At 57.2% G+C, this 24,366-nt stretch carries 21 protein-coding genes; 7 read left to right on the top strand and 14 right to left on the bottom strand.

Features of this window, described 5'->3' with window-relative positions; all coding sequences use genetic code 11:
- Positions 1-86: 86 nt before the first annotated feature.
- The 5 genes from IT895_RS03660 to guaB form a co-directional block, all read right to left on the bottom strand.
- Entirely contained in the window at positions 87-314 is a 228-nt protein-coding gene (locus tag IT895_RS03660; protein WP_199285534.1) for a hypothetical protein, read from the bottom strand.
- A 317-nt stretch (positions 315-631) separates the two neighbouring features.
- A complete protein-coding gene (locus IT895_RS03655; RefSeq protein WP_199284723.1) occupies positions 632-1,618 on the bottom strand; it encodes a hypothetical protein in 987 nt (328 codons plus the stop codon).
- Positions 1,619-1,698: 80 nt separating this feature from the next.
- Positions 1,699-2,757, bottom strand: coding sequence for a hypothetical protein (locus IT895_RS03650; RefSeq protein WP_199284722.1), 1,059 nt, complete (start codon positions 2,755-2,757; stop codon positions 1,699-1,701).
- A 1,028-nt stretch (positions 2,758-3,785) separates the two neighbouring features.
- Positions 3,786-5,363 (bottom strand): glutamine-hydrolyzing GMP synthase, encoded by a 1,578-nt coding sequence (gene guaA / locus IT895_RS03645; protein WP_199284721.1) that lies wholly within the window; start codon positions 5,361-5,363, stop codon positions 3,786-3,788.
- A gap of 89 nt (positions 5,364-5,452) precedes the next feature.
- Positions 5,453-6,922, bottom strand: coding sequence for an IMP dehydrogenase (guaB, locus tag IT895_RS03640; RefSeq protein ID WP_085918118.1), 1,470 nt, complete (start codon positions 6,920-6,922; stop codon positions 5,453-5,455).
- A gap of 173 nt (positions 6,923-7,095) precedes the next feature.
- On the opposite strand from guaB, the gene IT895_RS03635 reads away from it, so the two are divergent.
- Together IT895_RS03635 and xseA are read left to right on the top strand one after the other, a co-directional pair.
- On the top strand, positions 7,096-7,686 hold the full coding sequence (locus IT895_RS03635; RefSeq protein WP_199284720.1) for a DsbA family oxidoreductase: 591 nt from the start codon (positions 7,096-7,098) through the stop codon (positions 7,684-7,686).
- 3 nt (positions 7,687-7,689) lie between these two features.
- The gene (gene xseA / locus IT895_RS03630) at positions 7,690-9,033 is read left to right on the top strand and encodes an exodeoxyribonuclease VII large subunit (RefSeq protein WP_199284719.1); all 1,344 of its coding nucleotides are present in this window, start codon (positions 7,690-7,692) and stop codon (positions 9,031-9,033) included.
- 38 nt (positions 9,034-9,071) lie between these two features.
- Here the strand turns inward: xseA and IT895_RS03625 are convergent, their stop codons facing one another.
- Positions 9,072-9,224, bottom strand: a complete 153-nt coding sequence (locus IT895_RS03625) for a hypothetical protein (protein WP_176243645.1) — start codon at positions 9,222-9,224, stop codon at positions 9,072-9,074.
- 355 nt (positions 9,225-9,579) lie between these two features.
- Here IT895_RS03625 and IT895_RS03620 point away from each other — a divergent pair, with 355 nt between their 5' ends.
- Positions 9,580-10,434: an SDR family oxidoreductase gene (locus IT895_RS03620; protein WP_199284718.1), complete on the top strand. Its 855-nt coding sequence runs from the start codon at positions 9,580-9,582 to the stop codon at positions 10,432-10,434.
- Here IT895_RS03620 and argA read toward each other — a convergent pair.
- From argA to IT895_RS03605, 3 genes are all read right to left on the bottom strand, one after another.
- The gene (gene argA, locus IT895_RS03615; protein ID WP_199284717.1) at positions 10,431-11,747 is read right to left on the bottom strand and encodes an amino-acid N-acetyltransferase; all 1,317 of its coding nucleotides are present in this window, start codon (positions 11,745-11,747) and stop codon (positions 10,431-10,433) included. The genes IT895_RS03620 and argA overlap by 4 nt on opposite strands.
- Positions 11,748-11,917: 170 nt before the next feature.
- Entirely contained in the window at positions 11,918-13,183 is a 1,266-nt protein-coding gene (locus tag IT895_RS03610) for an inorganic phosphate transporter (protein ID WP_199284716.1), read from the bottom strand.
- A gap of 45 nt (positions 13,184-13,228) precedes the next feature.
- On the bottom strand, positions 13,229-13,909 hold the full coding sequence (locus IT895_RS03605; protein WP_085918124.1) for a TIGR00153 family protein: 681 nt from the start codon (positions 13,907-13,909) through the stop codon (positions 13,229-13,231).
- A gap of 136 nt (positions 13,910-14,045) precedes the next feature.
- Here IT895_RS03605 and IT895_RS03600 point away from each other — a divergent pair, with 136 nt between their 5' ends.
- Both IT895_RS03600 and IT895_RS03595 read left to right on the top strand, forming a co-directional pair.
- On the top strand, positions 14,046-14,933 hold the full coding sequence (locus IT895_RS03600) for a CYTH domain-containing protein (protein ID WP_199284715.1): 888 nt from the start codon (positions 14,046-14,048) through the stop codon (positions 14,931-14,933).
- 28 nt (positions 14,934-14,961) lie between these two features.
- A complete protein-coding gene (locus IT895_RS03595; RefSeq protein WP_199284714.1) occupies positions 14,962-15,900 on the top strand; it encodes an ion transporter in 939 nt (312 codons plus the stop codon).
- Positions 15,901-15,957: 57 nt separating this feature from the next.
- Here IT895_RS03595 and IT895_RS03590 read toward each other — a convergent pair whose 3' ends face one another.
- Positions 15,958-16,581: an L-threonylcarbamoyladenylate synthase gene (locus IT895_RS03590; protein ID WP_085918128.1), complete on the bottom strand. Its 624-nt coding sequence runs from the start codon at positions 16,579-16,581 to the stop codon at positions 15,958-15,960.
- 48 nt (positions 16,582-16,629) lie between these two features.
- Positions 16,630-17,544 carry a PHP domain-containing protein gene (locus IT895_RS03585; RefSeq protein ID WP_442786528.1) on the bottom strand — a complete coding sequence of 305 codons (915 nt, stop codon included), beginning with the start codon at positions 17,542-17,544 and terminating at the stop codon, positions 16,630-16,632.
- Positions 17,545-17,682: 138 nt separating this feature from the next.
- Here IT895_RS03585 and IT895_RS03580 point away from each other — a divergent pair, with 138 nt between their 5' ends.
- The gene (locus tag IT895_RS03580; RefSeq protein ID WP_199284712.1) at positions 17,683-17,982 is read left to right on the top strand and encodes a YciI family protein; all 300 of its coding nucleotides are present in this window, start codon (positions 17,683-17,685) and stop codon (positions 17,980-17,982) included.
- Positions 17,983-18,139: 157 nt separating this feature from the next.
- Positions 18,140-20,146: a bifunctional tRNA (5-methylaminomethyl-2-thiouridine)(34)-methyltransferase MnmD/FAD-dependent 5-carboxymethylaminomethyl-2-thiouridine(34) oxidoreductase MnmC gene (mnmC, locus tag IT895_RS03575; RefSeq protein ID WP_199284711.1), complete on the top strand. Its 2,007-nt coding sequence runs from the start codon at positions 18,140-18,142 to the stop codon at positions 20,144-20,146.
- A gap of 7 nt (positions 20,147-20,153) precedes the next feature.
- Here mnmC and IT895_RS03570 read toward each other — a convergent pair whose 3' ends face one another.
- From IT895_RS03570 to zipA, 3 genes are all read right to left on the bottom strand, one after another.
- Positions 20,154-20,429, bottom strand: a complete 276-nt coding sequence (locus IT895_RS03570) for a YheU family protein (RefSeq protein WP_066321347.1) — start codon at positions 20,427-20,429, stop codon at positions 20,154-20,156.
- Positions 20,429-22,474: an NAD-dependent DNA ligase LigA gene (gene ligA / locus IT895_RS03565; RefSeq protein WP_199284710.1), complete on the bottom strand. Its 2,046-nt coding sequence runs from the start codon at positions 22,472-22,474 to the stop codon at positions 20,429-20,431. Before ligA ends, IT895_RS03570 begins: the two co-directional genes overlap by 1 nt.
- A gap of 101 nt (positions 22,475-22,575) precedes the next feature.
- A complete protein-coding gene (gene zipA, locus IT895_RS03560; RefSeq protein ID WP_199284709.1) occupies positions 22,576-24,210 on the bottom strand; it encodes a cell division protein ZipA in 1,635 nt (544 codons plus the stop codon).
- Positions 24,211-24,366 lie beyond the last annotated feature (156 nt).

Below are 24,366 nucleotides of genomic sequence, written 5' to 3'. Positions count from 1 at the left end.
CAATTGGGGGGTTGACTAGATCCGATGTTCACGAGCTTAACGCAAAGAGCCTATAAATCGAATTTTTGTTCTCTGGTGCTACGGATCTATTTATTTAGAGTCATGGAAAACAAGACCAAGAGCATCGACCCAGCCAGAGGGGGGGACACCGGCACCGGCAACCCTTGTACGCTTAACCACTTCACCCACATCAGCAGGTCGGTGAGGGTTAACGTCTGTGAGGCGGCGTAATCACTTAACGGCATGTTCAGCGCCGAGGCATAGTAAAGATGGCCAAGCCAAAAGGCCTGGGTCGGGTTGAGTTCAAAGCGCATGATGATCTCCAAACCAAAGAGATCGTCAGTGTGATCAGCACGGGTTAGCTTGGGTAGATGGGGTTTATGGAGCGCTTACGTTGATCGTGCTTGCATATGGAAGTAACGCGGGAACATATGCAACGTTTTCGTACCTTGCCAGCACCATGCCAAAGTTCGGCCCGGATACTCAATCTGGGGGTGACGTCGCCTGGGTAAAATAATCAATAAGGTTACGCGCTGCCGCTAGAGGATAACTCCTATGGCTTAATCTATCATCCAGCCTCTTACACTTTGTCAGGAGACCCTAGAAGCCAGTAAAAATCTGAGTTACACATCTATTTTTTCCTATTTTTCTTTTTTGATTTCTTTATCATCTCCTTTCTATTGCTTTTATTCTTCTTCTGCTTTTTAATTGGCGAGACTTTAAAAATTTTTCTTTCTTGCTTACCATACTCTTTGGCATCTACCTCAAAATCTTTTACCGTAAAGGCTACTTCATCGTCTGCAATCCACCATCTATACTCAGCCTTTCTCGAGTAAAAAAATGGAATTAACTGGATAGGATTTTCAAAATGCCTAATTATGTCTTTTGAACACAGCAAATCACCTTCCCATTGCTTGTATAAGGACTTTATATTCTCCTGCCCCTTCGAGCTAGACACAACCATATTGATTTCTGAGCTTTTTAACAGCCTAGAGAATGATGAAAAGTCAGTTACATAAACCCCCTCAACCTCTCCTCTCCAGGAAAATGGCAAGCAATTAAAAACAACAGGAACAATCTTAAGGCTTAAAGATTCGATACCAAAGTGCTCTTCCACCACTTCAGGGTACTTTATTAAAGCATTTTTCAGCCTCTTAACTTGTCGAACTGAATCTGATAAAACCTTTCTATTTCTGTATGACTTTACCGGATTATACCAAGACAAGGACTTGTTCTTACACTCCAAGAGAAACAAATGATCATCTAAAGCAAATACAGCATCATATTCATACTCACTTTCACCTCTTTTGAACTTAAAAGATTTACAATTCCCAATCCTATCCCGAACGAGGTCATTAACCTCAGACTCAAACCTATAACCTTTACCACTTGAATCCGTATCTAAAGATGAAAGCCTAGATATAACAATATTAGAAATATTAGCATACAAGAGGCTATTAAAAGAAATATAATAACTATCACTGGAAACTTTTATTAACGGGCAGTCGTAAAGATCAACCGCATCTTTCGAAAATGACACCAAACTTATAAATTTTAAACCTTTAACTCTAACCACCCCTGACTCTTCCAATGCTCTAGTAATTTCTTTTTCAGTCAATACGCACCCAGCATTATCTTCTACTATTTTTCTTGAAATATACTGAAAAACAAAGTAACACCGTACCCATTCTGCAAGAGTCAGACCATGATAAGTTTTTTGTCTTCTAACGTGCTCACACAAAAAACATCATCCAAGATAGAGCATGTTAGTATTTCCTCCTCACACAAAAAACTTCTTTCTTCTATTTTTCCAACATTTTTTAGCTCTGGTACCACTGCACTCCTAAAAGATTGTCTAGAAATTATATTCACAAATTCTTGAAGAGATTTTCGCTTTACTCGTTCACAGGCTATTGAATCATGGAGCTCATATTCGGATTCTAACCTTTCAAAATGATAAGAAGCCTTTACGCCATTCATCTTGGCTTCTTCTGGAACGTCCTCTCCTTTTCTCTCCTGAACATAGCCTCCAAAAAGTAAACACCTCTGGCTAACTTCCTCCAGCTCCATCCATGAGCGGGCCAAAAGTTCAATTGAACCTGCTTGATATAAGTTATCTTCTTCAACAACCACTTGATCCGGAATTACAACTTTATCATCACAAAACCAATCAAACTTGTACGAAAGAAGCTTTAGAGTTATAGATAAATACTTAATCAGATTTTCAGACGCACCATCTGCTGAAAAAACATTCCCATCCTCATCTTCAAGAGACACATAAGGTGAAAGATTTTTATTTTTGGGCTTCTTATCTAATTTATCCTCCAAATAGCCATGGATACTTTTAAACCCATCCTCAACTCTCTTTATATGCGACCAAACCTGAACAGCTTCATCTTTCTTACTTATATCGCACTTTTCCATAAACGAAGACAATCTATCAAAAAGGCTTTCTGAACATTTCATCATAGCATTCTTAGAGGCAAGCATATCATGAATATTGTCAGATTCTTTTGGAATTACTTGCATCAAAGCCTGTATAAACTCATCCCTCCTTTTTCGATTCTTTCTTTCTCTTATATAAATCATACCGGGTTGACTCAAAACATCTTCAAGAACCCTGAAAAGATATTCATTATCAAAAACACCGCTACATATATATTCTTTTAGTGCCTCTGTTTTAAAATCATTCAGTTCATCCAGAATATCTCCCTCATCATTAACTATTTTTTCTTCCCAACTGCATTCTTGGCTCATAGGAACAACCCTTCCGAAACTTCATGACAAATCAAAGATAGTAGAACAAGTAAACCAAGAACTACTGAGCTTTTATACTCTCCAGCCCACTCATCTATCATATCAGCCCAGTCCTGCAATATCGCTATGCACTGCTCGAGATACTTAGCTTTGTTATATATCGCCTTCCCCATTTTGCTCATGCACCAGATACTTCTCTATCCAGTCGGTGTTATATCCAGATTCATGAAGCAAGGTACTGGCCTTGCACAGCACGACATGCAGCTAGAACTTGTAAAGTGGCCACCTTTTTTTGATCCAGCTTGTAGGCCATCATCATGGCGGGTTCAGCATGGCACTATTCATGGGTACGCCTGAGTCGTAACGCGACGGCAGGATACAGACCGAGCAGCGCATATCTCGGTTAGAGTCAGCCATCTGGTAGTTTCGTGGCCATTTTTCGGCCCAGGCAATGAGCGGCTATCACTTTAGCTTGCACCTTATCACGAGCTTTATCATTCACTGAAGACTTACCATAGGCCACACATCCGCTTGGCTTCGCAAGTCTGCTAGCGGACTTCCGCCAGAGTTATGCAACCGACGGCATAGCGACCAAAGGTGATCGTTTCTTATCTGCCATCAATTGAGTAGTTGTAACGGAACGAGATAGTGCCGACAGGGGTAAGAGGCCATCCCGGCTATTAACCTTGTGGAGTTTTCTCTCGACGCGAGGGTGGGCAGTTTTGGCATAAGTCTGCAAGAATTTTATCCTTTTTTAGTTCGGATAACATGCAAAAAAACACCTAAAACCCAGGAAAAAAATTTAAAATCAAATGATTATAAATAACTGATCTCATAAAGGCATAAGGGTAAGCCGCATGGCATCGACTTTCGGTCATGGCATCAGGATTCGTTAATACAACCTTAGATATCACGCTCAAGCCGGTGCTTGGCACTTCTAAAAGCTCCAAGACGTGAAAAAGCCCATAAAAAAATGGGCTTATTCTTTATTAATTACCTTTTAGTGCCAGCTATTGCCTAACGCGTTATCACTCCCACTCAATAGTAGCAGGCGGCTTGCTGCTCACATCATAAGTCACCCGCGACACCCCTTCCAACTCATTGATAATCCGGTTGGATACCTTCTCCAGCAGTTCATAGGGCAGGTGCGCCCAGCGGGCGGTCATGAAGTCGATGGTTTCGACGGCGCGTAGCGCGATGACCCATTCGTAGCGGCGGCCGTCGCCGACGACGCCAACTGACTTGACCGGCAGGAACACGGCAAACGCCTGGCTGGTTTTTTCGTACCAGCCGGCATTGCGCAGCTCTTGGATGAAGATGGCGTCGGCTTCGCGGAGGATGTCGGCGTACTCTTTTTTGACTTCGCCGAGGATGCGTACGCCCAGGCCCGGCCCCGGGAAGGGGTGGCGGTAGACCATGTCGTAGGGCAGGCCGAGTTCCAGGCCAAGTTTGCGCACTTCGTCCTTGAACAGTTCGCGCAGCGGCTCGACGAGCTTGAGCTTCATGGTTTCCGGCAGGCCACCCACGTTGTGGTGGGATTTGATCACGTGGGCCTTGCCGGTCTTGCTGGCGGCGGATTCGATCACGTCCGGGTAGATGGTGCCCTGGGCGAGGAAGTCCACATTTTCGATTTTACTGGCTTCATCATCGAACACGTCGATGAAGGTGTTGCCGATGATCTTGCGCTTCACTTCCGGGTCTTGTTCGCCCTTCAGCTTGTCGAGGAACAGGTCTTCGGCGTCCACACGGATGACCTTTACGCCCATGTGCTTGGCGAAGGTTTCCATGACCTGGTCGCCTTCCGCCTTGCGCAGCAGGCCGTTGTCCACGAACACGCAGGTCAGTTGGGTGCCAATCGCCTTGTGCAACAGCGCGGCAACCACGGATGAATCCACGCCGCCGGAAAGGCCGAGCAGCACGTGGCGGTCACCCACTTGCTCGCGAACGCGCTGTACCTGGTCTTCGATGATCTGCGCGGGCGTCCAGAGCTTTTCGGCCTGGCAGATATCCAGCACGAAGTGCTCGAGAATGCGCTGGCCCTGCAGCGTGTGGGTCACTTCCGGGTGGAACTGCACGCCGTAGAACTGTTTCTCTTCCCAGGCCATGGCGGCGATCGGGCAACTCGGTGTGGAAGCGGTCACGGTGAAGGTGTCCGGTGCCTGGGCGACTTTATCGCCATGGCTCATCCATACGTCCAGCAGCGCTTTGCCAGTCTCGTGGTCAACGTGGTCTTTAATATCCTTAAACAACGCGGTGGGCTCGTCCAGGCGGATCTGGGCGTAGCCGAATTCGCGCTGGTGGGAGCCTTCTACCTTACCGCCCAGCTGCTCGGCCATGGTCTGCATGCCGTAGCAGATGCCAAAGACCGGCAGGCCCATGTCAAACACGCACTGCGGCGCACGCGGGGAATCCAGCTCGGTGACGGATTCCGGCCCACCGGCCATGATGATGCCGTTGGGGTTGTACTCGCGAATCTCTTCTTCGGTGATATCGAAGGCGCGAACTTCGGAATACACACCGATTTCGCGGACCCGGCGGGCGATCAACTGGGTGTACTGGGAGCCGAAGTCGAGAATCAGGATCTTGTGGGCGTGAATGTCACTCATGGCGGTATCTCATTAAGCGGGGCGGGGCCACGGTAAGGCCAAAAAGCAAGCGGCGAGCCATGCCCGCCGCTATTGAACTAAAGCGCTGGTTAGCTCACCCGGTAGTTGGGAGCTTCTTTGGTGATCTGCACGTTGTGGACGTGGGATTCGTTGAAGCCAGCGCCGGTGATTTTCACGAACTCCGGCTTGGTGCGCATCTCTTGAATGGTGCTGCAGCCGGTGTAACCCATGGAGGCACGCAGGCCGCCCATCAGCTGGTGGACGATGGCGCCCATCACGCCTTTATAGGGTACGCGGCCTTCGATGCCTTCCGGCACCAGCTTTTCGGCACCTTCGGCTTTGTCCTGGAAGTAGCGGTCGGCACTGCCCTGATTCTCGGACATGGCACCCATGGAGCCCATGCCGCGGTAGGCTTTGTAGGTACGGCCCTGGTAAAGCTCCACTTCGCCCGGGGCTTCTTCGGTACCGGCCAGCAGGCCACCCACCATCACAGCGCTTGCGCCAGCGGCAATGGCTTTTGAAAGGTCGCCGGAGAAGCGGATGCCGCCGTCGGCAATCAGCGGAATGTCGAACTCTTTGAGCGCTTCTGCCACGTTGGAGACGGCGGTGATTTGCGGTACACCCACGCCTGTGACGATCCGCGTGGTGCAGATAGAACCGGGGCCGATGCCGACCTTCACCGCATCGGCACCCGCTTCGGCCAGCGCCTTGGCGGCGGCGGCGGTGGCGATGTTGCCGCCAATCACCTGAATGGCCGGGAAGTGTTCCTTGATCCAGCGAACGCGGTCAATCACGCCTTCGGAGTGGCCGTGAGCGGTGTCTACCACGATCACGTCAACACCGGCTTCGGCCAGCGCCGCGATGCGGTCCGGGGTTTCCGGGCCGGTACCCACGGCAGCGCCTACCAGCAGACGGCCGTCGCTGTCCTTGGCGGCCATCGGGTAAGTGCGGGCTTTTTCGATGTCCTGGAAGGTCACCAGGCCGCGCAGGTGGAAGGCATCGTCAACAATCAACATTTTTTCGATGCGGTGTTCGCGCATCTTGGCTTTGCTTTCTTCAAGCTGGGTGCCTTCCGGCACGGTGACCAACCGATCGCGGGGGGTCATGATGTCGGCCACGCTGTCGCCGTGGTTGGGCTGGAAGCGCATGTCGCGCTCGGTCACAATGCCCACCAGGGTTTCGCCTTCGACCACCGGGAAACCGGAGAACCCGTACTCGCGCGCCATGGCGAGCAGGTCCTCGAGCTTGGCTTTGGGGCTGACGGTAATCGGGTCTTTAACGATCACGCTTTCGTGCTTCTTCACCTTGCGCACTTCAGCGGCCTGCTGCGACATGGTCATGCTTTTGTGAATGATACCAATGCCACCTTCCTGCGCCATGGCAATCGCCAGTCGCGCTTCGGTCACCGTGTCCATCGCGGCGGAGACAAGCGGAATGTTAAGCGAGAGATTGCGGGTCAGGCGGGTTTTAAGGTTAACATTCTTGGGGAGAACGTCCGAATAACCGGGCAGGAGGAGTACGTCGTCGAACGTAAGTGCTTCTTGAGCCATACGTAGCATAGCGGCAACACCCAATTTGAAGTGGAAGACGGGGCGTGAAAAGTTAATCCCCCATTATAACGGGTAGAGGGCCGTCCCAGCAATGCAGAGACGCCATTACGCTTATACCAATGGATAATGACGATTGGTGGTAGCCTGATAGCCGATTCATTTACCGACCCAAGGGGTGCGTGTTGACCCAGCAAATCATTGTTTACAGCGATTACGTCTGCCCATTCTGCCTGCTGGCCGAAGAGGTGCTTGCCGAGGCCACCGAAGGCCTGGACGTCGACATCCAATGGCGCCCGTTCGAGCTGCGCCCGGCGCCGGTGCCCACCTTGAAGGTCGAAGACCCGTACCTGCCCAAAGTGTGGCGCGAGGCGGTCTACCCCATGGCAGAAAAACTGGGCGTGCCCATCAAGCTGCCCAATATTTCGCCGCAGCCGCGCACCGACAAGGCCTTTGAAGTCTTCGCCATGGCTGAAGAGCACGGCCTGGGCCACGCCTATTCGATGGCAACGTTGAAGGCGTTCTTCCAGCAGGAACGCGATATTGGCGACCCTGACGTGCTGGCCGACATTGCCGACTCCGTCGGTCTGGAGCGCCAGGCGGTGCTCGATGCGCTTGCCGAGGGCCGCTACCGCGAGCAGCACCAGGCCGCGCTGCGCCACGCCATGGAAGAAGCGCGCATTCAGTCGGTGCCCACCTTGATCATCGACGGTGAAACCATCCAGGGCGTCCCCGACCCGGCGGCGCTGAAACACTTCCTCACCGAGCGCGCTTAACCTATGTCCTCTGCCACGCCCCAGGCGCTTTCCGTCAGTCAGCTCAATCAGCGCGCCAAGCAGACACTCGAGCGCGACGTGGGCGAGGTGTGGGTAGAGGGTGAGCTTTCCAACGTCTCGCGCCCGGCGTCCGGGCATGTTTACTTCACCCTGAAGGATGACCGGGCGCAGATCCGCTGTGCGCTGTTTCGTCAGCGGGCACGGTTTGTGTCGGCGCCGATGCGCGACGGCGACCAGGTCAAGCTGCGCGGGCGGGTGTCGCTGTTCGAGCCCCGTGGCGATTACCAGCTGATTGCCGAGGCCGTTCAGGCAGCGGGGCTGGGCGAACTGCTGGCGGCGTTCGAGCGCTTAAAAGCCCAGCTCGACGGTGAAGGCGTGTTTGCCAACGCCCGCCCCCTGCCCTTTCCGCCGCGCAAGCTGTTGATTTTAAGCTCGGCGACGGGCGCGGCGATTCGTGACGTATTGGCGGTATTGGCCGCCCGCTGGCCGCTGGCGGATGTCACGCTGATTCCGGTGCCGGTGCAGGGGGCCGAGGCAGCACCGGCGATGATATCGGCGCTGGCCCTGCTCAATCGCCAGGCGCGGCTGGATCCCGAGCGCGATGCCATTCTGATCACCCGCGGCGGCGGCAGTCTGGAAGACCTGTGGGCGTTCAACAACGAGCACCTGGCCCGGGCGATTTTTCACTCCCGGCTGCCGGTGATGTCGGCGGTGGGTCACGAGGTGGATATCACCCTGGCGGATTTTGCCGCCGACATGCGCGCGCCCACGCCTTCCGCCGCGGCCGAGCGCCTGGTGCCGGACCAGCACACCCTCAAGCGCCAGCTTGAACACCATGAAAACCGATTGATGCGGGCCATGCAGGCGCGCCTGGAGCGGGACAGCCAGCGGCTGGACACCCTGCGTGCCAAACTGCGCCACCCCGGCGAGCAGCTCAATCGCCAGCGCCAGCATTTAACCGCGCTCCACCAGCGCTTGAGCCGCGCCATGCAGCAAACGCTCACCCAGCAGAAAGCTCAGGTATCGCAATTGAGCAGGCGCCTGGCCAGCCAGGACATGGTCAAACTACACCGTGCCGAGCAAGAACGGGTAAGCCTGTTACGTCGCCGCCTGGGCGTTGCCATGCAGCGCCAGCTGGAAAGCCGCCAGGCCCGGTTAACCAGCGCCGCCCGGGAGTTGAATGCCATCAGCCCGCTTGCGGTATTGGGCCGTGGCTACGCCATCGCTCAGGACGAGCAGGGTCAGATCGTGCGGCGCGCGGACGATACCTCGCCGGGGCAAAAACTCAAGCTGCGCCTGGGCGAAGGCCAACTCAGCGTGGAAGTAAAACGGCGCTACAAGGGGTAGCGCCGCGATTACTGAGTTGACGGGATCAACCTGGCTTACTACTTGTCTTTTTGCCTGTCCTTGCCCGGTTTCTGGGGCGAGTCTTCGGACTCAGGGTTTACATGATGCGTATCCGGCATCGGATTGGCTTCACTGTAGTGTTCGTCCTGAGGTTTGGGTGATTTCTCGTCTTTCCTGTCGGGATGAGACATAACGCGTACTCCTTACGGTTAATGGTGCTCGGCATTACGTTGCCTGTCTTCACTGTAGTGCGTCACGCGTAACTTGCAATTAAGCACCTCTCGCCCATCCATCCCCTTCGAATTAAAAAACAATTTAAAAACAATGCCATATAAAAACCATGGTATTCAGCAAGGTGATTAGCAAACTGAATAAGGCACATCGTCTGTCACTATCGTCGTGGATTCCGGCTTACGCCATGCTGTAGATGCCCCGGTTTGCCCCTACTGGCGAGCCGGGTCTACATTAAAAAACGGGTGTCCAAGGAGGCCGGCACCTGCTGCATCTTACTTTTTGATGTTTGTGCCAACAAAGGAGTGACCGCACATGAGCAATCAGCAACAACCCCCTCAGCATCAAGCCAAACAGCCGGGCGACGAACACATCATGCACCCGGAACCCGAGTTTATTCGCGAAAGCTACCGAGGTGCCGACAAGCTGCTGGATAAAGTGGCAATCATTACCGGCGGCGACAGCGGTATTGGCCGCGCGGTGGCAGTGCACTATGCACGCGAAGGCGCCGACAGCGTGATCGTGCATTTGAAGGAAACTCAAGATGCCAAAGAAACCCAACGACTGGTTGAGGCTGAAGGCCGTCGCTGCCTGGTTGTGAAAGGTGACGTAGGAGCTCCCAGCTTCTGTCGTGAGATTGTGAAGCGCGCCCTGAAAGAATTCGGCAAGCTCAATATCGTCGTCAATAACGCGGCTGAGCAGTACGACTGGCGCGATATTACCGAGATCCCCGACGACCAGTTGCAGCGTACCTTTCAAACTAACCTGTTCAGCCACTTTTACATGACCAAGGCCGCGCTACCCCACATGAGCGAGGGCGATACGATCATCGCCACCTCGTCGATCAACGCCTTCAAGGGCAACGACACGCTGATCGACTACACCGCCACCAAAGGGGCGATTCAGGGCCTGGTGCGCTCGCTTGCCATGTCGCTGATGGACCGCGGCATTCGGGTCAACGCCGTTGCCCCCGGGCCGGTATGGACGCCGCTGATTCCCGCCAGCTTCGACGACGATAAAGTCGCCGGATTTGGCGGCCAAGTGCCGATGAAGCGCGCTGGCCAGCCCAGCGAAATGGGGCCTGCCTATGTGTATCTGGCAAGCGAAGAGTCGTCCTACATGACCGGACAAACAATGCACCTGAACGGCGGTGTGATCCTCAATACCTAACTCGCCAGCGTTTTGACCAGCACCTTGGATTTACGCGCGTGGTTGTAGGTTTCACGCTTCAGCGTCGGCAGCTCTTCAAGGCTGGCGGCGCGGAAGCCCCGCTCCACAAACCAGTGCGCCGTGTGGGTGGTCAGCACAAACATCTCCTGCACCGCGCGCTGGCGGGCACGGCGCTCCAGCGCCTCGACCAGACGCTCACCGCGTTCGCCACCGCGGTAATTGGTATGCACCGCTACGCAGGCCAGTTCGGCCACGCCCGTATCAGGGAAGACATGCAGCGCCGCGCAACCGATCACCATGCCGTCGCGCTCAATTACCATGTAGTCATCGATTTCGTGCTCCAGCCGCTCGCGGGAGCGTGCCACCAGCATGCCTCTGTTTTCCAGCGGCTCCAGCAGCTCCAACAGGCCCGCCACATCGTTGAGCGTGGCCGGGCGCAGCTGTTCATAGCGGTGCTGGGTAATCATGGTACCCACACCGTCGCGGGTGAAGAGTTCTCCCAGCAAGGCATCGTGATTGCGCCAGGAAAGCAGGTGAGTGCGGGCCACGCCTTCCCGCGCGGCGGTACAGGCGGCGTTGAGATGGCGGGCCAGTTCACTGCCCGGCGCGGCATGCTGGATGCGCGGCTCGGCATCGGCGGGAGACAGCTGGCGCAGCAGTGCACCTTGCTCGTCTTCCAGACCTTCGGACTCGCCCAGCAGAATCAGCTTGTCGGCCTTGAGCGCCACCGCGGCATGTTGGGCCACTTCGGAAGCATCCAGGTCGAATACCTCGCCGGTGCTGGAAAACCCCAGCGGCGGCAACAGTACCAGCGAGCCTTTTTCCAGCAATCCTTCAATGGCGCTGGCGCGCACCCGGCGCACCTCGCCGCTGTGGTCGAAATCCACCCCTTCGCGCACGCCCAACGGTTTGGCGGTCACCAGGTTGCCGGAAATCACGCTTAGCTCCACGCCATGCAGCGGCGTACTGGGCAGGCCCAGCGAAAGCCGCGCCTCCAGCCACAGGCGCTGATGGGCAGCCACCTGTTCCACATGCGCCATAACCGCGCGGTCGGCGACCCAACGGCCGTTGAGACGCGTCGGTTCAACCCCCGCCGCACTCAGCGCCTCGTGCACCTGGGGGCGAATGCCAAACACCACCACCAGTCGCACGCCCAGCGTATGCAGCAGCGCCAGGTCCTGGATCAACTGCTCCCCTCGGCCAGACGCCATGGCTTCGCCTTCGATCAAGATGACAAAGGTTCGCCCCCGGTGCGCATTGATATAGGGGGAGGCATTACGAAACCAGTCGACAAAGGGGAAGCGTGTATCCAAGGGGCCGCTCTCCGGCAGCAGGTGAATGGAAGAACTATGGTTAATAACTACGGTTACTTTACCAGAGCACAAAAAATAGCGGCACCTTCTAATGCACTTATGCATAAAGAAGATGCCGCTTTGGGGTACCAGGCGTTTGCGTGCCGGGTCAGTTGTACTGCCCTCGCCGCTTAACCGAACATACCCTTGAACATAAAGAAGAACAGAATGGAGAGCGCCGCGCCTGCGGGCAGCGTAATCAACCACGACATGGCGATCGTACCGATCACCCGCAGGTTGAGCGCCGTCATGCCGCGCGCCAGGCCAACCCCCAGAATGGCACCAACCAGGGTATGGGTGGTGGAAATCGGCAAGCCGGTGCCTGACGCAAGTACGACGGTGGTGGCCGCCGCCAGGGTCGCGGCAAAGCCGCGGCTCGGCGTCAGCTCGGTGATGCCTGTACCCACGGTGGCAATCACTTTATGACCGTAGGTCACCAGACCGGCCACGATACCGCCACCGCCTAGCACCAGTACCCACCAGGGGACCAGCGCCGAGCCGCCAATCTCACCACCGGTCTGCACCACGCTGATCACCGCCGCCAGCGGGCCAACCGCGTTGGCCACGTCGTTAGAGCCGTGCGCAAAGGCCATGGCGCAGGCGGTAAAGATCATCAACACACCAAAAGCGCGCTCCACGTTGGCATAGCCAAAGTGATCATCGCTGCTTTCTACGTACTTCACACGGCGTTCCATCAAGACACCGACACCGGCGAGCAACCCGCCCAGGATCAACGAGATCACCAGGCTCTGGCCAAACGAAAGATTCAGGCCAACGTGTTTCAGGCCCTTGGTCATGGTGACCATGGAGACGACAAAGCCTACCAGGAACACATAGGCGGGCAGATAACGCTTGGCGGCTGCCAGTGGGTTGCGGTCTTCAAACACCAGGTGATGGACCGACTTAAACAGCACGAAACCGGCCGTACCGGCCAATAGCGGCGACACCAGCCAACTCGCGGCGATATTACCGACCGCCCCCCAGTCGACGGCCTCGGCCCCCAGGCCTGCCACTGCAAAGCCGACAATCGCACCCACAATCGAGTGAGTGGTCGAAACCGGCCACCCCTTCATCGAGGCAACCAACAGCCAGGTGGCCGCTGCCAGCAGCGCCGACAACATGCCGTACACCAGCAGTTGTGGTTCCCCCTGCAGCAGTTCAGGATCGATAATGCCCTTGCGGATGGTATTGGTGACTTCGCCGCCCGCAAGCCAGGCACCTAGAAACTCAAACACAATGGCAATCAGGATTGCCTGTTTGATGGTGATGGCCTTGGAGCCGACCGAGGTACCCATGGCGTTGGCCACGTCGTTGGCCCCCACGCCCCAGGCCATGAAAAAGCCGAAAAGACAGGCCAGGATGATAAAAATATCACCGTGCTGAGCAATGATCTGCATAACGCTTCCCTTGGTTGGGATCAGGTATTAGGTTTGGATCACAAATTAGTTGGCGGTCATGATCTGCAGGCGGCTACCGACCCGTTCGGCGCGGTCGGAAAGTTCGCCTACCCAATCAATGATCTGGTAGAGGAAGACCACATCGACCGGCGGTAGCTCGCTTTCCAGACTGAACAACTGACGGCGGATCGCGACTTGCTGACCATCGGCCTGGTGCTCAAGGGTATGCAGTTCGCGGATCATGTTGTGCATGACATCCGATACGTTGCGCCCAAAGCCTGACTCCAACAGGTCCTTGAGTTCTTCCAGCGCCTGGCGGGCTTGCGCCACACAGGCCACGCTGGTGCGGATATAGTCACGCATGGGGTCAGCCAACTCGTCAGGCACGGTCATTTTACGGCCCAGCATAATGCCGGTAATGTCGCGTGCTTTATTGGCAATCTTGTCCTGTACGCTGATCAGGTCGAGCAGATCGGAGCGCGAAACAGGCAAGAACATGGTGTTAGGCAGGTTCAGACGTAACTCGGTCTTGAGTACGTCGGCATCGTGTTCTAAACGGGTGACGTTTTCGCGTAGTTGCGCAGCGCTCTCCCAATCGCCTGCCAGCGTCGCTTCGAAGAAGGGCAGGAGTTGATCGGCACATTCGTTTGCCTTGACGATGTGAGCGAGCAGCGGCTGGAATGGCGAGCGGCCAAACATCGAGGAAAAAGGGTTGGAAGTAACCATAAAGCCTTTACGCCTTTTTTCGGGAAGCCGGGAAATGGCGGCAATAGTATAGAGAGTGCATCTGCCGCCGTCATGAAAAGTTCATAACGTCATTAAAATTTAACCTAAATGTCATAGTATAGAGGTGGCAATTGTCATGAAACCCTCAGAGCCAACCGAGATTGAACTGAAGCTTGCCCTGTCCCCAGAGGGGCCGGTGGCCCTGCGCCAGTACCCCCTGTTGCAGACCCTGACACCCAGTCGGCAAACCCTGACCAACACCTATTACGACACCCCTGGGGGAGCACTTGCCCAGGCGCGCATCGCGGTGCGTCTGCGTCAGGTGGACGATCAGGTGCTGCATACCGTCAAGACCGCCGGCCACGGCGGCGGCGGGTTTTCGCAACGCCATGAGTGGGAATGGCCGCTGACGACACGCCACCTGGATACCCAAGGGCTTGCCGAGCTCCCGCCGTTTCAGGGCGCCCTGGGCGAGGCAATTCCCACGCTGCAGCCTCAGCTGAGCACCGATTTTGAACGGTGGAGCTGGCAGGTGATGTGGCAGGACAGCCATATCGAACTGGCACTGGATGAAGGCAGGATTCACAGCGGCGGGCATCAGGCGATCATCTGCGAAGCGGAACTCGAGCTTAAACACGGCGCGCCCGAGGCACTCTGGTCGCTGGCCCAGGCGATCGCCGAAAGCGTTCCCCTGCGCCCTTCAGACACCAGCAAGGCCGCCCGTGGCAACGCCCTCGCCGCCCAGCAATGGCCGCTTCCCGACGCTGACGCCGCCGCGCAATGGATGCACCGGGCAACGCTGGCGCTTGATGCCTACCATGACAGCCACCGCGCCGAGCACTTGGCGGCAGCTCAGGAGGCACTTGCCATGCTGGCCGCCGATCCGGCGCTCACCGACCAGGCCCGTGATGACGCAAGCGCCATGCGCGATGCGCTGGGAAGCACCGGCCAGCCAAGCGTGACGTATGCCAAGGCCGCACTGGCCCTTGCCCATCGCATGGCGCATCAAACCGCGCTACGCTAGCGCTCACAGCCTTTTTCAGGACGGCCTGATGAATCTTTCATTAAAACCTGGCGCAGAGGGACTTCGCGCGCAGCTTTTCCACATCATTTTCGAGTCCGATACGCCGGGTGCCAAAGCCTTTGACATTGGCTTGATTCTGGCGATCCTGCTCAGCGTCGGGGTCATATTACTGGATAGCGTTGAGGCCTATGCCGAGCGCTACGGCATGCTTTTTTATGTCCTGGAGTGGATATTCACCATCCTGTTCAGCATCGAGCTGTTGCTGCGCCTTTACTGCCTTGAGCGCCCCACGCTCTACCTGAAAAGCTTTTACGGTATTGTCGATCTGATCGCCATCCTGCCCACCTGGCTGGTATTGCTGATACCCGGCGCCCACGGTCTGGTGATTGTGCGAATCCTGCGGGTATTGCGGATCTTCCGCATTCTGCGGTTGATGGAGTTTGTCGGTGAAGCGCGGCTGCTGATCGATGCGTTAAAGCGCAGCCTGCGCCAGATCCTGCTGTTCTTCTTCAGCATTTTCATGGTGGTCACGCTGTTTGCGGCGCTAATGTATGTGATCGAATCGCCAGAAGCCGGTTTTACCAGTATTCCCATGTCGATCTACTGGGCGATCGTCAGCATGACCACGGTAGGCTACGGCGACATCGTGCCGGCAACGCCGTTAGGCAAATCCATCACCGTGGTGCTGATGCTGCTCGGTTACTCGATCATCGCCGTGCCCACCGGGGTGTTCTCCGCCCAGGTCATACGTTCGATCCGCGAGGATCGCTACTCTGAAGAAGCCTGCCCAGGTTGCGGCCACGAGCGCCACGAAAAACGCGCCTACTATTGCCTGCGCTGCGGCACCTGGCTGGATGAACACAGTGAAGACCCGCGCAAGAAAGAGGAAGAAAAGAAAGAAGAAAAGAAGAAAGACGACAACGGCGACGACACAGATAAAAACGCGCCCCAGGATAGTGACACCTGAGGCGCGCCGTTAGACGATGAGGACGTTAAGCATTCAAGCGCTTAACAGATCAACCACTTAAACGGTAAAGGGCGTGACATCCCCGCGGCCTTCGCGGACGATCTTGGGCGGCAGTTCGCGCAGGTCGATGACGCTGGTGGGGTCCAGGTGGCAGGCGCCACCGTCAATGATCAGGTCCAGGTGTGCCCCAAAGCGCTCGCGGATATCCTCGGCGTCGCTCATTGGCAGGTCCTCGCCGACGGGAATCAGGGTGACGCTCATCAGCGGCTCGCCCAGTGCATCCAGGAGCGCGTGGGTGATGCGGTGGTCGGGCACGCGAACACCGATAGAACGCCGTTTGGGGTGCAGGAGCAGGCGTGGCACTTCGGTGCTGGCGTCTAGAATGAAGGTGTAGGGGCCAGGCGTATGCGCCTTGAGCAGCCGGAACACGTCGTTATCGACCTTGGCGTAGGTGCCGATCTGCGACAGGTCCGAGCACACCAGGGTGAAGTTGTGCTTGTCGTCCAGCGAGCGCAGCCATTTGATTTTCTCGATGGCTTTTTTCTCGCCCAGGTGGCAACCCAGCGCGTAGCCGGAATCGGTGGGGTACGCCACCACGCCGCCTTTGCGAATAATCTCGATGGCTTGGTCGATCAGGCGTTTTTGCGGATTCTCGGGATGAATCTGAAAGTATTGGCTCATGGCGTACTCCTGCCTGTGGATATTAGTGGTCCTACCGCCTACCTTAGCTTATGCAGCGGCGAGAGGCCCAGCCGGTGCGTCCTGCAGGTGGCGTAAACGCGGATGCTGCCAGATAGGCGGCGCTGCGGTTCGCGGTATCATGCTCATGCTGCCAGGGGCGGCGTGGCTGCCGGGAAAGTGAAAGTCACTGCCCATCGAGGCGTATAACTCGCGTTCGACCAGTTGGCGCGCCAGATCCCGGGTGCTGTCCGGATTTTGCTGGCCGCTGACCAGTTCCACCGCCTGGCCGCCGGCTGCCTGAAAGGTATCCATCAACAGGCCACGCTTGCGCCGGGTCAGGCCGTGTCGCAGCGGATGAGCCAGCACCGCCACGCCGCCTGAGGCGACAACCCAGCCCACCGCGTCGCTGATTTCAGGCCAATGGGCCTTTACATCGCCTTTCTTGCCGCTGCCCAAAAAGCGCTTAAAGGCGCTGGCCCAATCGGCCACCATGCCGTCTGCCACCAGGGCTCGGGCAAAGTCGGGGCGACCTAGTGGCCGGTCGCTACCGGCCTGCTCGCGGGCCTTGGCCAGGGCGTCAGTCAGACCGGCCTTTTCAAGCCGCTCGGCAATCACCTCGGCGCGTTTGATACGCGCCTCACGCTGATGGATCAACCCTTCCACCAGCGGGCCCTGGAGGCCGCCCGGCATCAGCGCCACCATGTGAATATTGATACCCTGCCAGCGAGTGGATAACTCACAACCGGGCAGCAGGCACATACCTGTGGATACCGCCGCCTGGCCCGCCTCCGCTATGCCATCCATGGTATCGTGGTCGGTCAACGCCATGTGGGTAAGCCCACGTTCGGCGCACAGCGTGACGAGTTGCGTCGGCGTCAAGGCACCGTCGGAGGCCGTCGAATGCATATGCAAATCAACGGGGTAACGCTGGTCGGTCTCAAACGTGGCAGGAAGTCGGAGCATAGGCATGACGCCGTGTGGCGAGTTTGTCAGAATAAGGCTTAGGTTGATGCGATATGGTGCTCGCTTATACCGATCCGGTCAATTGAAGCCGTGGTTACCTACCTTTTTGTTCCTTCTTTCATTCAAGGAGTTATGCACATGCTATATGCCATCATCAGTGAAGATACGGCTAACAGTCTGGAACGCCGCCTGGCCGCCCGGCCTGACCATTTAGCGCGGCTGGAAGCCTTGCGCAACGAAGGGCGCCTGGTGCTCGCAGGCCCCCACCCGGCCATTGATGCCAATGACCCTGGCGAAGCGGGCTTCAGCGGCAGCCTGGTGATTGCCGAGTTCGGCAGCCTGGAAGACGCCAAAAGCTGGGCCGATGCCGACCCCTACGTCATTGCCGGTGTTTATTCCCAGGTGACCGTCAAGCCGTTCAAGAAAGTTTTACCTTGACCCTGACGAGTGAATATGGAGGGTCCGTCGGCTTTTTCACAGAGGCTGTGGAAAACTCTGTGAAAACACGGCGGACGCATTTCCCTAAGCCAGGAATAACGCCCCTATTCACAAATTGGTCATTTTTTAACCATCTTTCTGCAACACGGATGACTGCGTGACGCAACACCCTTACCCTTTGCCGCCTCTGGCGGCGCTGACGTCGCCGTCGCTCACCTGGAACGACGCGGCGCCGCACTCGGACGCCTTCGACGACGTTTATTTTTCCCGTGATAACGGCCGCGCTGAAACCGAGCACGTGTTTATCAACGCCAACCACCTGCCTGCTCGCTTTACCGAGTGGCAGCAGCGGCGTGCCTTTGTGATCGGCGAGACCGGCTTTGGCACCGGGCTGAATATGCTGTGTGCCTGGGCCTGCTTTGCCGCGCATGCACCGGCCCACGCCCGGCTTCACCTGTTATCCACAGAGAAGTTTCCCCTGGATCGCACCTCGCTTATCCGCGCGTTGAGCGCATGGCCGTCGCTTGCCACTTATGCACAGGTGCTTTGCGACCAGTGGCCCGAAGCGGTCAGCGGCATCCACCGTTTGCACCTGAGCGAACGCGTGACGCTGGATCTGCATTTTGGTGACACCACCGAGCGCCTGTCGCAGTTGGATGGCCAGGTCGACGCCTGGTTTCTGGATGGCTTTGCACCTTCCAAGAACCCTGAGATGTGGCAACCTGAGCTATTTGAGGCCATGGCGGCGCGCTCACGCCCCGGGGCGACATTCGCCACCTTCACCTGCGCCGGTATCGTCAAACGCGGGCTGAAAGCCGCCGGGTTTGGGTGGCAAAAAGTGCCGGGCTTTGGACGCAAGCGGGAAATGCTGGCAGGCGCGATCGCCGTGCCACCCAGCGATACGCGCCGCCGCGCCACGCCATGGTTTACGCCGCCTGCAGGCCTGGATAACCGACATGTTGCCGTGATCGGCGCGGGCATCGCCGGGGCCAGTGTCGCCGCCGCCCTTGCCAGGCGTGGGATCAAGGTCAGCGTGGTAGAGCGTGAGGCACCCGGTGCGGGCGGCTCAGGCAATCGCCAAGGGGCGCTATACGTCAAACTGGCCGCCGAGACGAACCATCAAAGCCGGTTTTATTTGGCCGGGTTGATGTATTCCCAGCGCTGGCTTGGGCAGCTAGCCACGGATACGCCTGTATGGCAGCAAAGCGGCGTGGTACAGCTGGCGTTAAGCGATAAGGAAGCCCGCCGCCAGCAGCGCTTCATGGCGTACCATGCGCTGCCTGAAGCGGTGGTGTCGGCCCATACGGAAAACCTGAGCGAGCTTGCCGGGGTGCCGATCAGTGCCCGGCAGGCGCTGTTTTATCCCCAGGCAGGCTGGGTACACCCCAAAACGCTCTGCGAGCAGCTGCTCGCCCATCCGCTTATCAGCATTATTCAGGGGAACGTGAGGCAGTTGCAGCGGGACGGGCAGCATTGGCAGCTCGACCTGACCAACGGCGATACCGTCAGTGCCGACCAGGTCGTGATCGCCAACGCCCAGTTGGCCAACCACTTTGCGCAAACCACACAACTGCCGCTCCAGCAGGTGCGCGGCCAGGTCAGCGAAGTGACGCTGCCCGAAGACGTGCAAGCGCCTCAGCGGGTAGTTTGCGCTGGCGGCTATGTTTCACCGCCTGTGGATGGAGTGCTGACCTTTGGCGCCAGCTTTGTACCCAATAACGACACCCGCCACGTCACCCATGACGACCACCAGCGCAATATTGACGAGCTGCGACAGGCATTGCCCGACTGGGTGGCGGCTCTTGAGGCATCAGGCGTTGAGCTCAGCTCCGAATCACTCGAGGGCCGGGCCGCCGTGCGTGCGGCAAGCCCGGACAAAAGCCCCTATGCAGGGCCGGTGCCGGTAGCTGAATCCTGGCAGGAGGCGTATCAAGCATTAGGCAAGGACGCCTCGAAAGTGCCTGATACACGGGGGGAGCATTACCCGGGGCTGTGGATATCCACCGCCCACGGTTCCCGTGGGCTTGCCAGCGCGCCGCTGTGCGCCGAGGTGATTGCCTCGCGTATCAGCGACGACCCGCAGCCGTTGGAGTTGCCGCTGGTCGACCACCTCCACCCGGGGCGGCGGCTTATCAGCGCGATTATTCGGAGTGAGAGGGCCTGAGCCGCCGCTAGATATCGCCTTCTTCTTCGTCGTCGGCGATATCCCGGCCAAATGACCGCCACTGGGCGAGAGTCATCACCTCGGTCATCTCTAGCTCAAGGTCGTGGGCAATGATCAGCTCATTGCGCTCAAGCTGCTTTTTAAGCTGCGCAACCCAGCCATGCATGCCCTCGCCCGTGGTATCGGTCGTGTCGTAGCCCTGACGAGTCACAAACGCCTCGAGCAGGGCATCCAGGGTTTCCTGCGGCAGCATTCTGGCGGGTACTTCAATAAATCGGCTCATTAGCTCTGCTCCCACTCTGCCAATCGGTCTATAAAGGTCGCTTCATCGATGACGTCGACACCCATCTGCTCGGCCTTGGTGAGTTTGCTGCCAGCGGCTTCGCCCGCCACCAGGCAGGCAGTTTTCTTGGAGACGCTGCCTGCCACCTTGGCACCCAGCGCCTGCAGGCGCGCCTTACCTTCATCCCGGGTCATCGACTCAAGGGTGCCGGTGAGCACCCAGGTCTGGCCGTCAAGGGGCGTGGGGCCCTGGGTAACCTCTGCTTCTTGCCAGGTTACGCCTGCGTCTATCAGCGCCTGCAGTGTTTCCAGGTTATGCGGCTGGCGGAAAAAGGTGTGCAGGTGAGCCGCGACCACCGGCCCGACATCGTTCACCGCTTCCAACCCTGCCTGGTCGGCGTCCTGCAATGCCTGGAGGGTGCCGAAGTGATTCGCCAGGTTGGACGCCGTGGCTTCACCCACTTCGCGTATGCCCAATGCGTAGATAAACCGCGCCAAGGTTGTCGACTTGGCGTTATCCAGGGCGTTGACCAGATTGCGGGATGACTTTTCCCCCATGCGTGGCAGGCCTTGCAGTTGCTCAACGGTCAGATGAAACAAATCTGCCGGGGTTTTCACCCAGTCCAGGTCAACGAGTTGCTCGATCAACTTCTCGCCCAGACCGTCGACATCCAGCGCCTTGCGGCTGGCGAAATGTTTCAGCGCTTCTTTACGCTGGGCGGCGCAGTAAAGCCCCCCGGAGCAGCGGGCAACGGCCTCATCGGCTAAACGCTCGATCTCTGAGTCGCACACCGGGCAACGGTCGGGAAAGATAATGGGCCGGGCATCCGCGGGGCGCTTGTCGGTATCCACCCGGACCACCTGTGGAATCACATCACCGGCACGACGAATCGCGACGGTATCGCCAATCATGACGCCCAAGCGAGTAATTTCATCGGCATTGTGCAACGTCGCATTGGAAACCGTCACGCCTGCCACGGTCACCGGTTCAAGCCGTGCCACCGGGGTAATGGCGCCGGTACGCCCCACCTGAAATTCCACCTCGTTGAGCGTTGTGACTTCTTCCTGGGCGGGGAACTTGAAGGCCACGGCCCAGCGCGGCGCCCGGGCGACAAAGCCAAGCTCCCGCTGGTGGCGCAGATCGTTCACCTTGATGACCACGCCATCGATATCGTAGCCCAGCTGGTCGCGCTTCTCGCCGAGCTGTTCGCAGTAATCGGCGACGGCTTTGGGGCCCTTCATGGTGGTTAGCTCGGCGCTGGTGCGAAAACCCCAATCTTCGAGTCTTTCCATTTGACGGCTATGAGTTGGCATCACGCTATCATCAAGGTTCGCCATGTTGATTCGTGCAACTTGATAGGCATGAAACTCCAGCGGCCGTTTAGCGGTGATGCGCGGGTCCAGCTGACGCAGGCTACCCGCCGCTGCGTTACGCGGGTTGGCAAACACCTTGCTGCCCTCTTCCCGGGCGCGTTCGTTGAGCGCTTCAAACCCCGCATGGCGCATGATCACTTCGCCGCGCACTTCCAGCAGCTCGGGGACGTTTTTCCCCATCAGCTTCAAGGGCACCGAGCGTAGCGTGCGCAGGTTGGAGGTAATTCCCTCGCCGGTGCGACCATCGCCCCGCGTCGCCCCACTGACCAGCACACCCTGCTCGTAAACCAGCGACACCGCCGCACCATCCAGCTTGGGCTCGCAGCTAAACTCGATATCATCCGCCTCGCTCTCCAGGCGTTCGGCAACGCGCTCGGCAAATGCGTGGATATCCTCACGGCTAAAGGCGTTATCCAACGACAGCATGGGAATGGCGTGGGCCACTTCGGGGAAGCCATCGGCAGGCGCCGCGCCCACCCGCTGGGTAGGGGAATCCGGCGAGACAAGTTCAGGGTTATCGTCTTCAATGGCTTTTAAACGCTGAAATTTACGGTCGTAGTCCGCGTCGGATAGCGTGGGCTCATCCAACACATAGTAGCGGTAGTTGGCGTCGTCCAGCTCGGCGCGAAGCTGGCTGACTTCTTGCCGCACATCGGGGGCAGGCTGACTCATTGAAGCGGGTTCTCGATAGCGGTGGTACGAATTAACGGTATTATAAAATAAAAAACACCCGCCCTCTGCAAGAGGACGGGTGCTGGATGACAAGCGCGCTGTTAGTGCGCCTGCATATGGCGGTGCAGGCGATGTCGGCGTTCAAACTCGTGTACGCGTTGGCGCGCAAACTCGATGGTTTGTGCCGTCATCACGCTATGGTTCTCGTCTTTCAGCTCGCCACCCATATGCCGCACAACTACCATGGCGGTTTCGACCATGGCCTCGAACGCTGCCGAGCTGTCGTGGGCGCCGGGTAGCGGCATCAGCAAGGTAATGCCAGGGGTCACAAACTCATCCATCTCTTCAATGGGGAAGGTGCCGGGCTTGACGACATTGACCATGGAGAATTGCAGTTCGCTGTCGGCACTTTCGGTTTCGAAGCGGTGGAAAACCCCCATGGCGCTGCTATAGCGGAGGCCACAGGCCATCATCAATTCCAGCAGCTTGCCACCGTCAAAGCCTTCCGGGTCGCGTGACAGCACGCTGATGACGATCATTTCTTCTGCATTGGTCAAGGTTTCCTTGGCGTGTTCACCGCAGACATCGTGACGCAATGCTTTTTCCAGTGCAGGGTGAGTCCGTACTACCCCTTCATCAGGCTCGTGCCGGGTCGCTTGTGGCTCCAGCGAGTCGTAGGCTTCTTCCTCAGCGGCATAATGGGCCATCTCGGACGCCTGGGCGAGACGTTCTTCTTCAGCGGCCTGGGCAGCCAACTCACGTTCTTTCGCCTGTTCCTGAGCGATGCGGGCTTTCTCTGCCTCGGCGGCTTCCTCGGCTGCCCGGCGCTGCTCTGCCTCAAGCGCCTTACGCTCTGCTTTCTGCTTGGCTAATGCGTCGGCGCGACGCGCCTTCTCGGCTTTTTTCTTTGCCCGGGCTTTGCGATGGTCGATCATTTTCTGTTTCAGTGAACGACCAATTTCCTCAAAGTCGACCAGACGATAGGTATCTTCTTCGTCTTCATCCGGGTATTCACCGGCAATATCGTTGCGCAGATGACGACGTTTCGTCGATCCATCAGAGGAGGCGTGTTTGGCGAACGCGGCGTCCTCCGGCTCAGCCCTCAGTACCGGCCTGTCGTCATGGACATCTTGCGTGGCCGCCGAACGTTCAACCTCGTTATCCTCCATGGCACTTAAACGAGGCTCGCGGCTGGCAGCGGTGGCGTTTTCATCTGGCGCAGGGCTGGCGCCGTCTGAGGAGGACAACGCAGGTTCGCGATGGCCTTCTTCTGGCGCTGGCGTTGGCTCAGGCATTTTCACCTCGGGGCGCTGGGCACGCGTCGTTGTCGATGCTTCAGCTGTGCGCGTGGTGGCTGGTTGCTCATCCCGGCTCTCTTTCCAGCTCTCTTTTACCCTCGAGGAGACAGATGAACTTGTCTTGGAGCTACCGCGCTTAAACTGGGAAAGTATTTTTGAGGGTCCCGGGTGTTCTTGGCGTTCCAACTTGGGCTTTTGATTGAAACCGCTATAATCAGCAGGCTTTACGACACGGGCTCCGCCGTTGGGAAGCTCCCAGTTGACTTCGGCTTCTTTAGCCTCATCGTCAAACTCGGTGGATCGACTTGACGGAGTTTCGCCGACAGACTGGTCAAGGCGAGGAACACGGCGCTGGCGCTGGAGTCGTCTCACCCCATCGATGACGATGAGGGAAACCAGCGCCAGCCCTAAAATGATTAGCCACTCTCTTAATTCCATGTTGAACATTCCATGGGTCATTTTGACGGTTGCTAAGGCGCGATGCCTGAAAATTAGATCACTACTGTTAAACCTATACTTACCCTAAGCATAGCGCGATTACTACGAAAAGGGCCACTTTTTGCTAATTTTCACGTTATCGCACAGTTTTTAACG

The organism is Halomonas sp. A40-4, assembly GCF_015767635.1.
Taxonomy (GTDB): Bacteria; Pseudomonadota; Gammaproteobacteria; order Pseudomonadales; family Halomonadaceae; genus Vreelandella; species Vreelandella janggokensis.
This window is presented reverse-complemented; position numbering and strand designations above follow the sequence as displayed.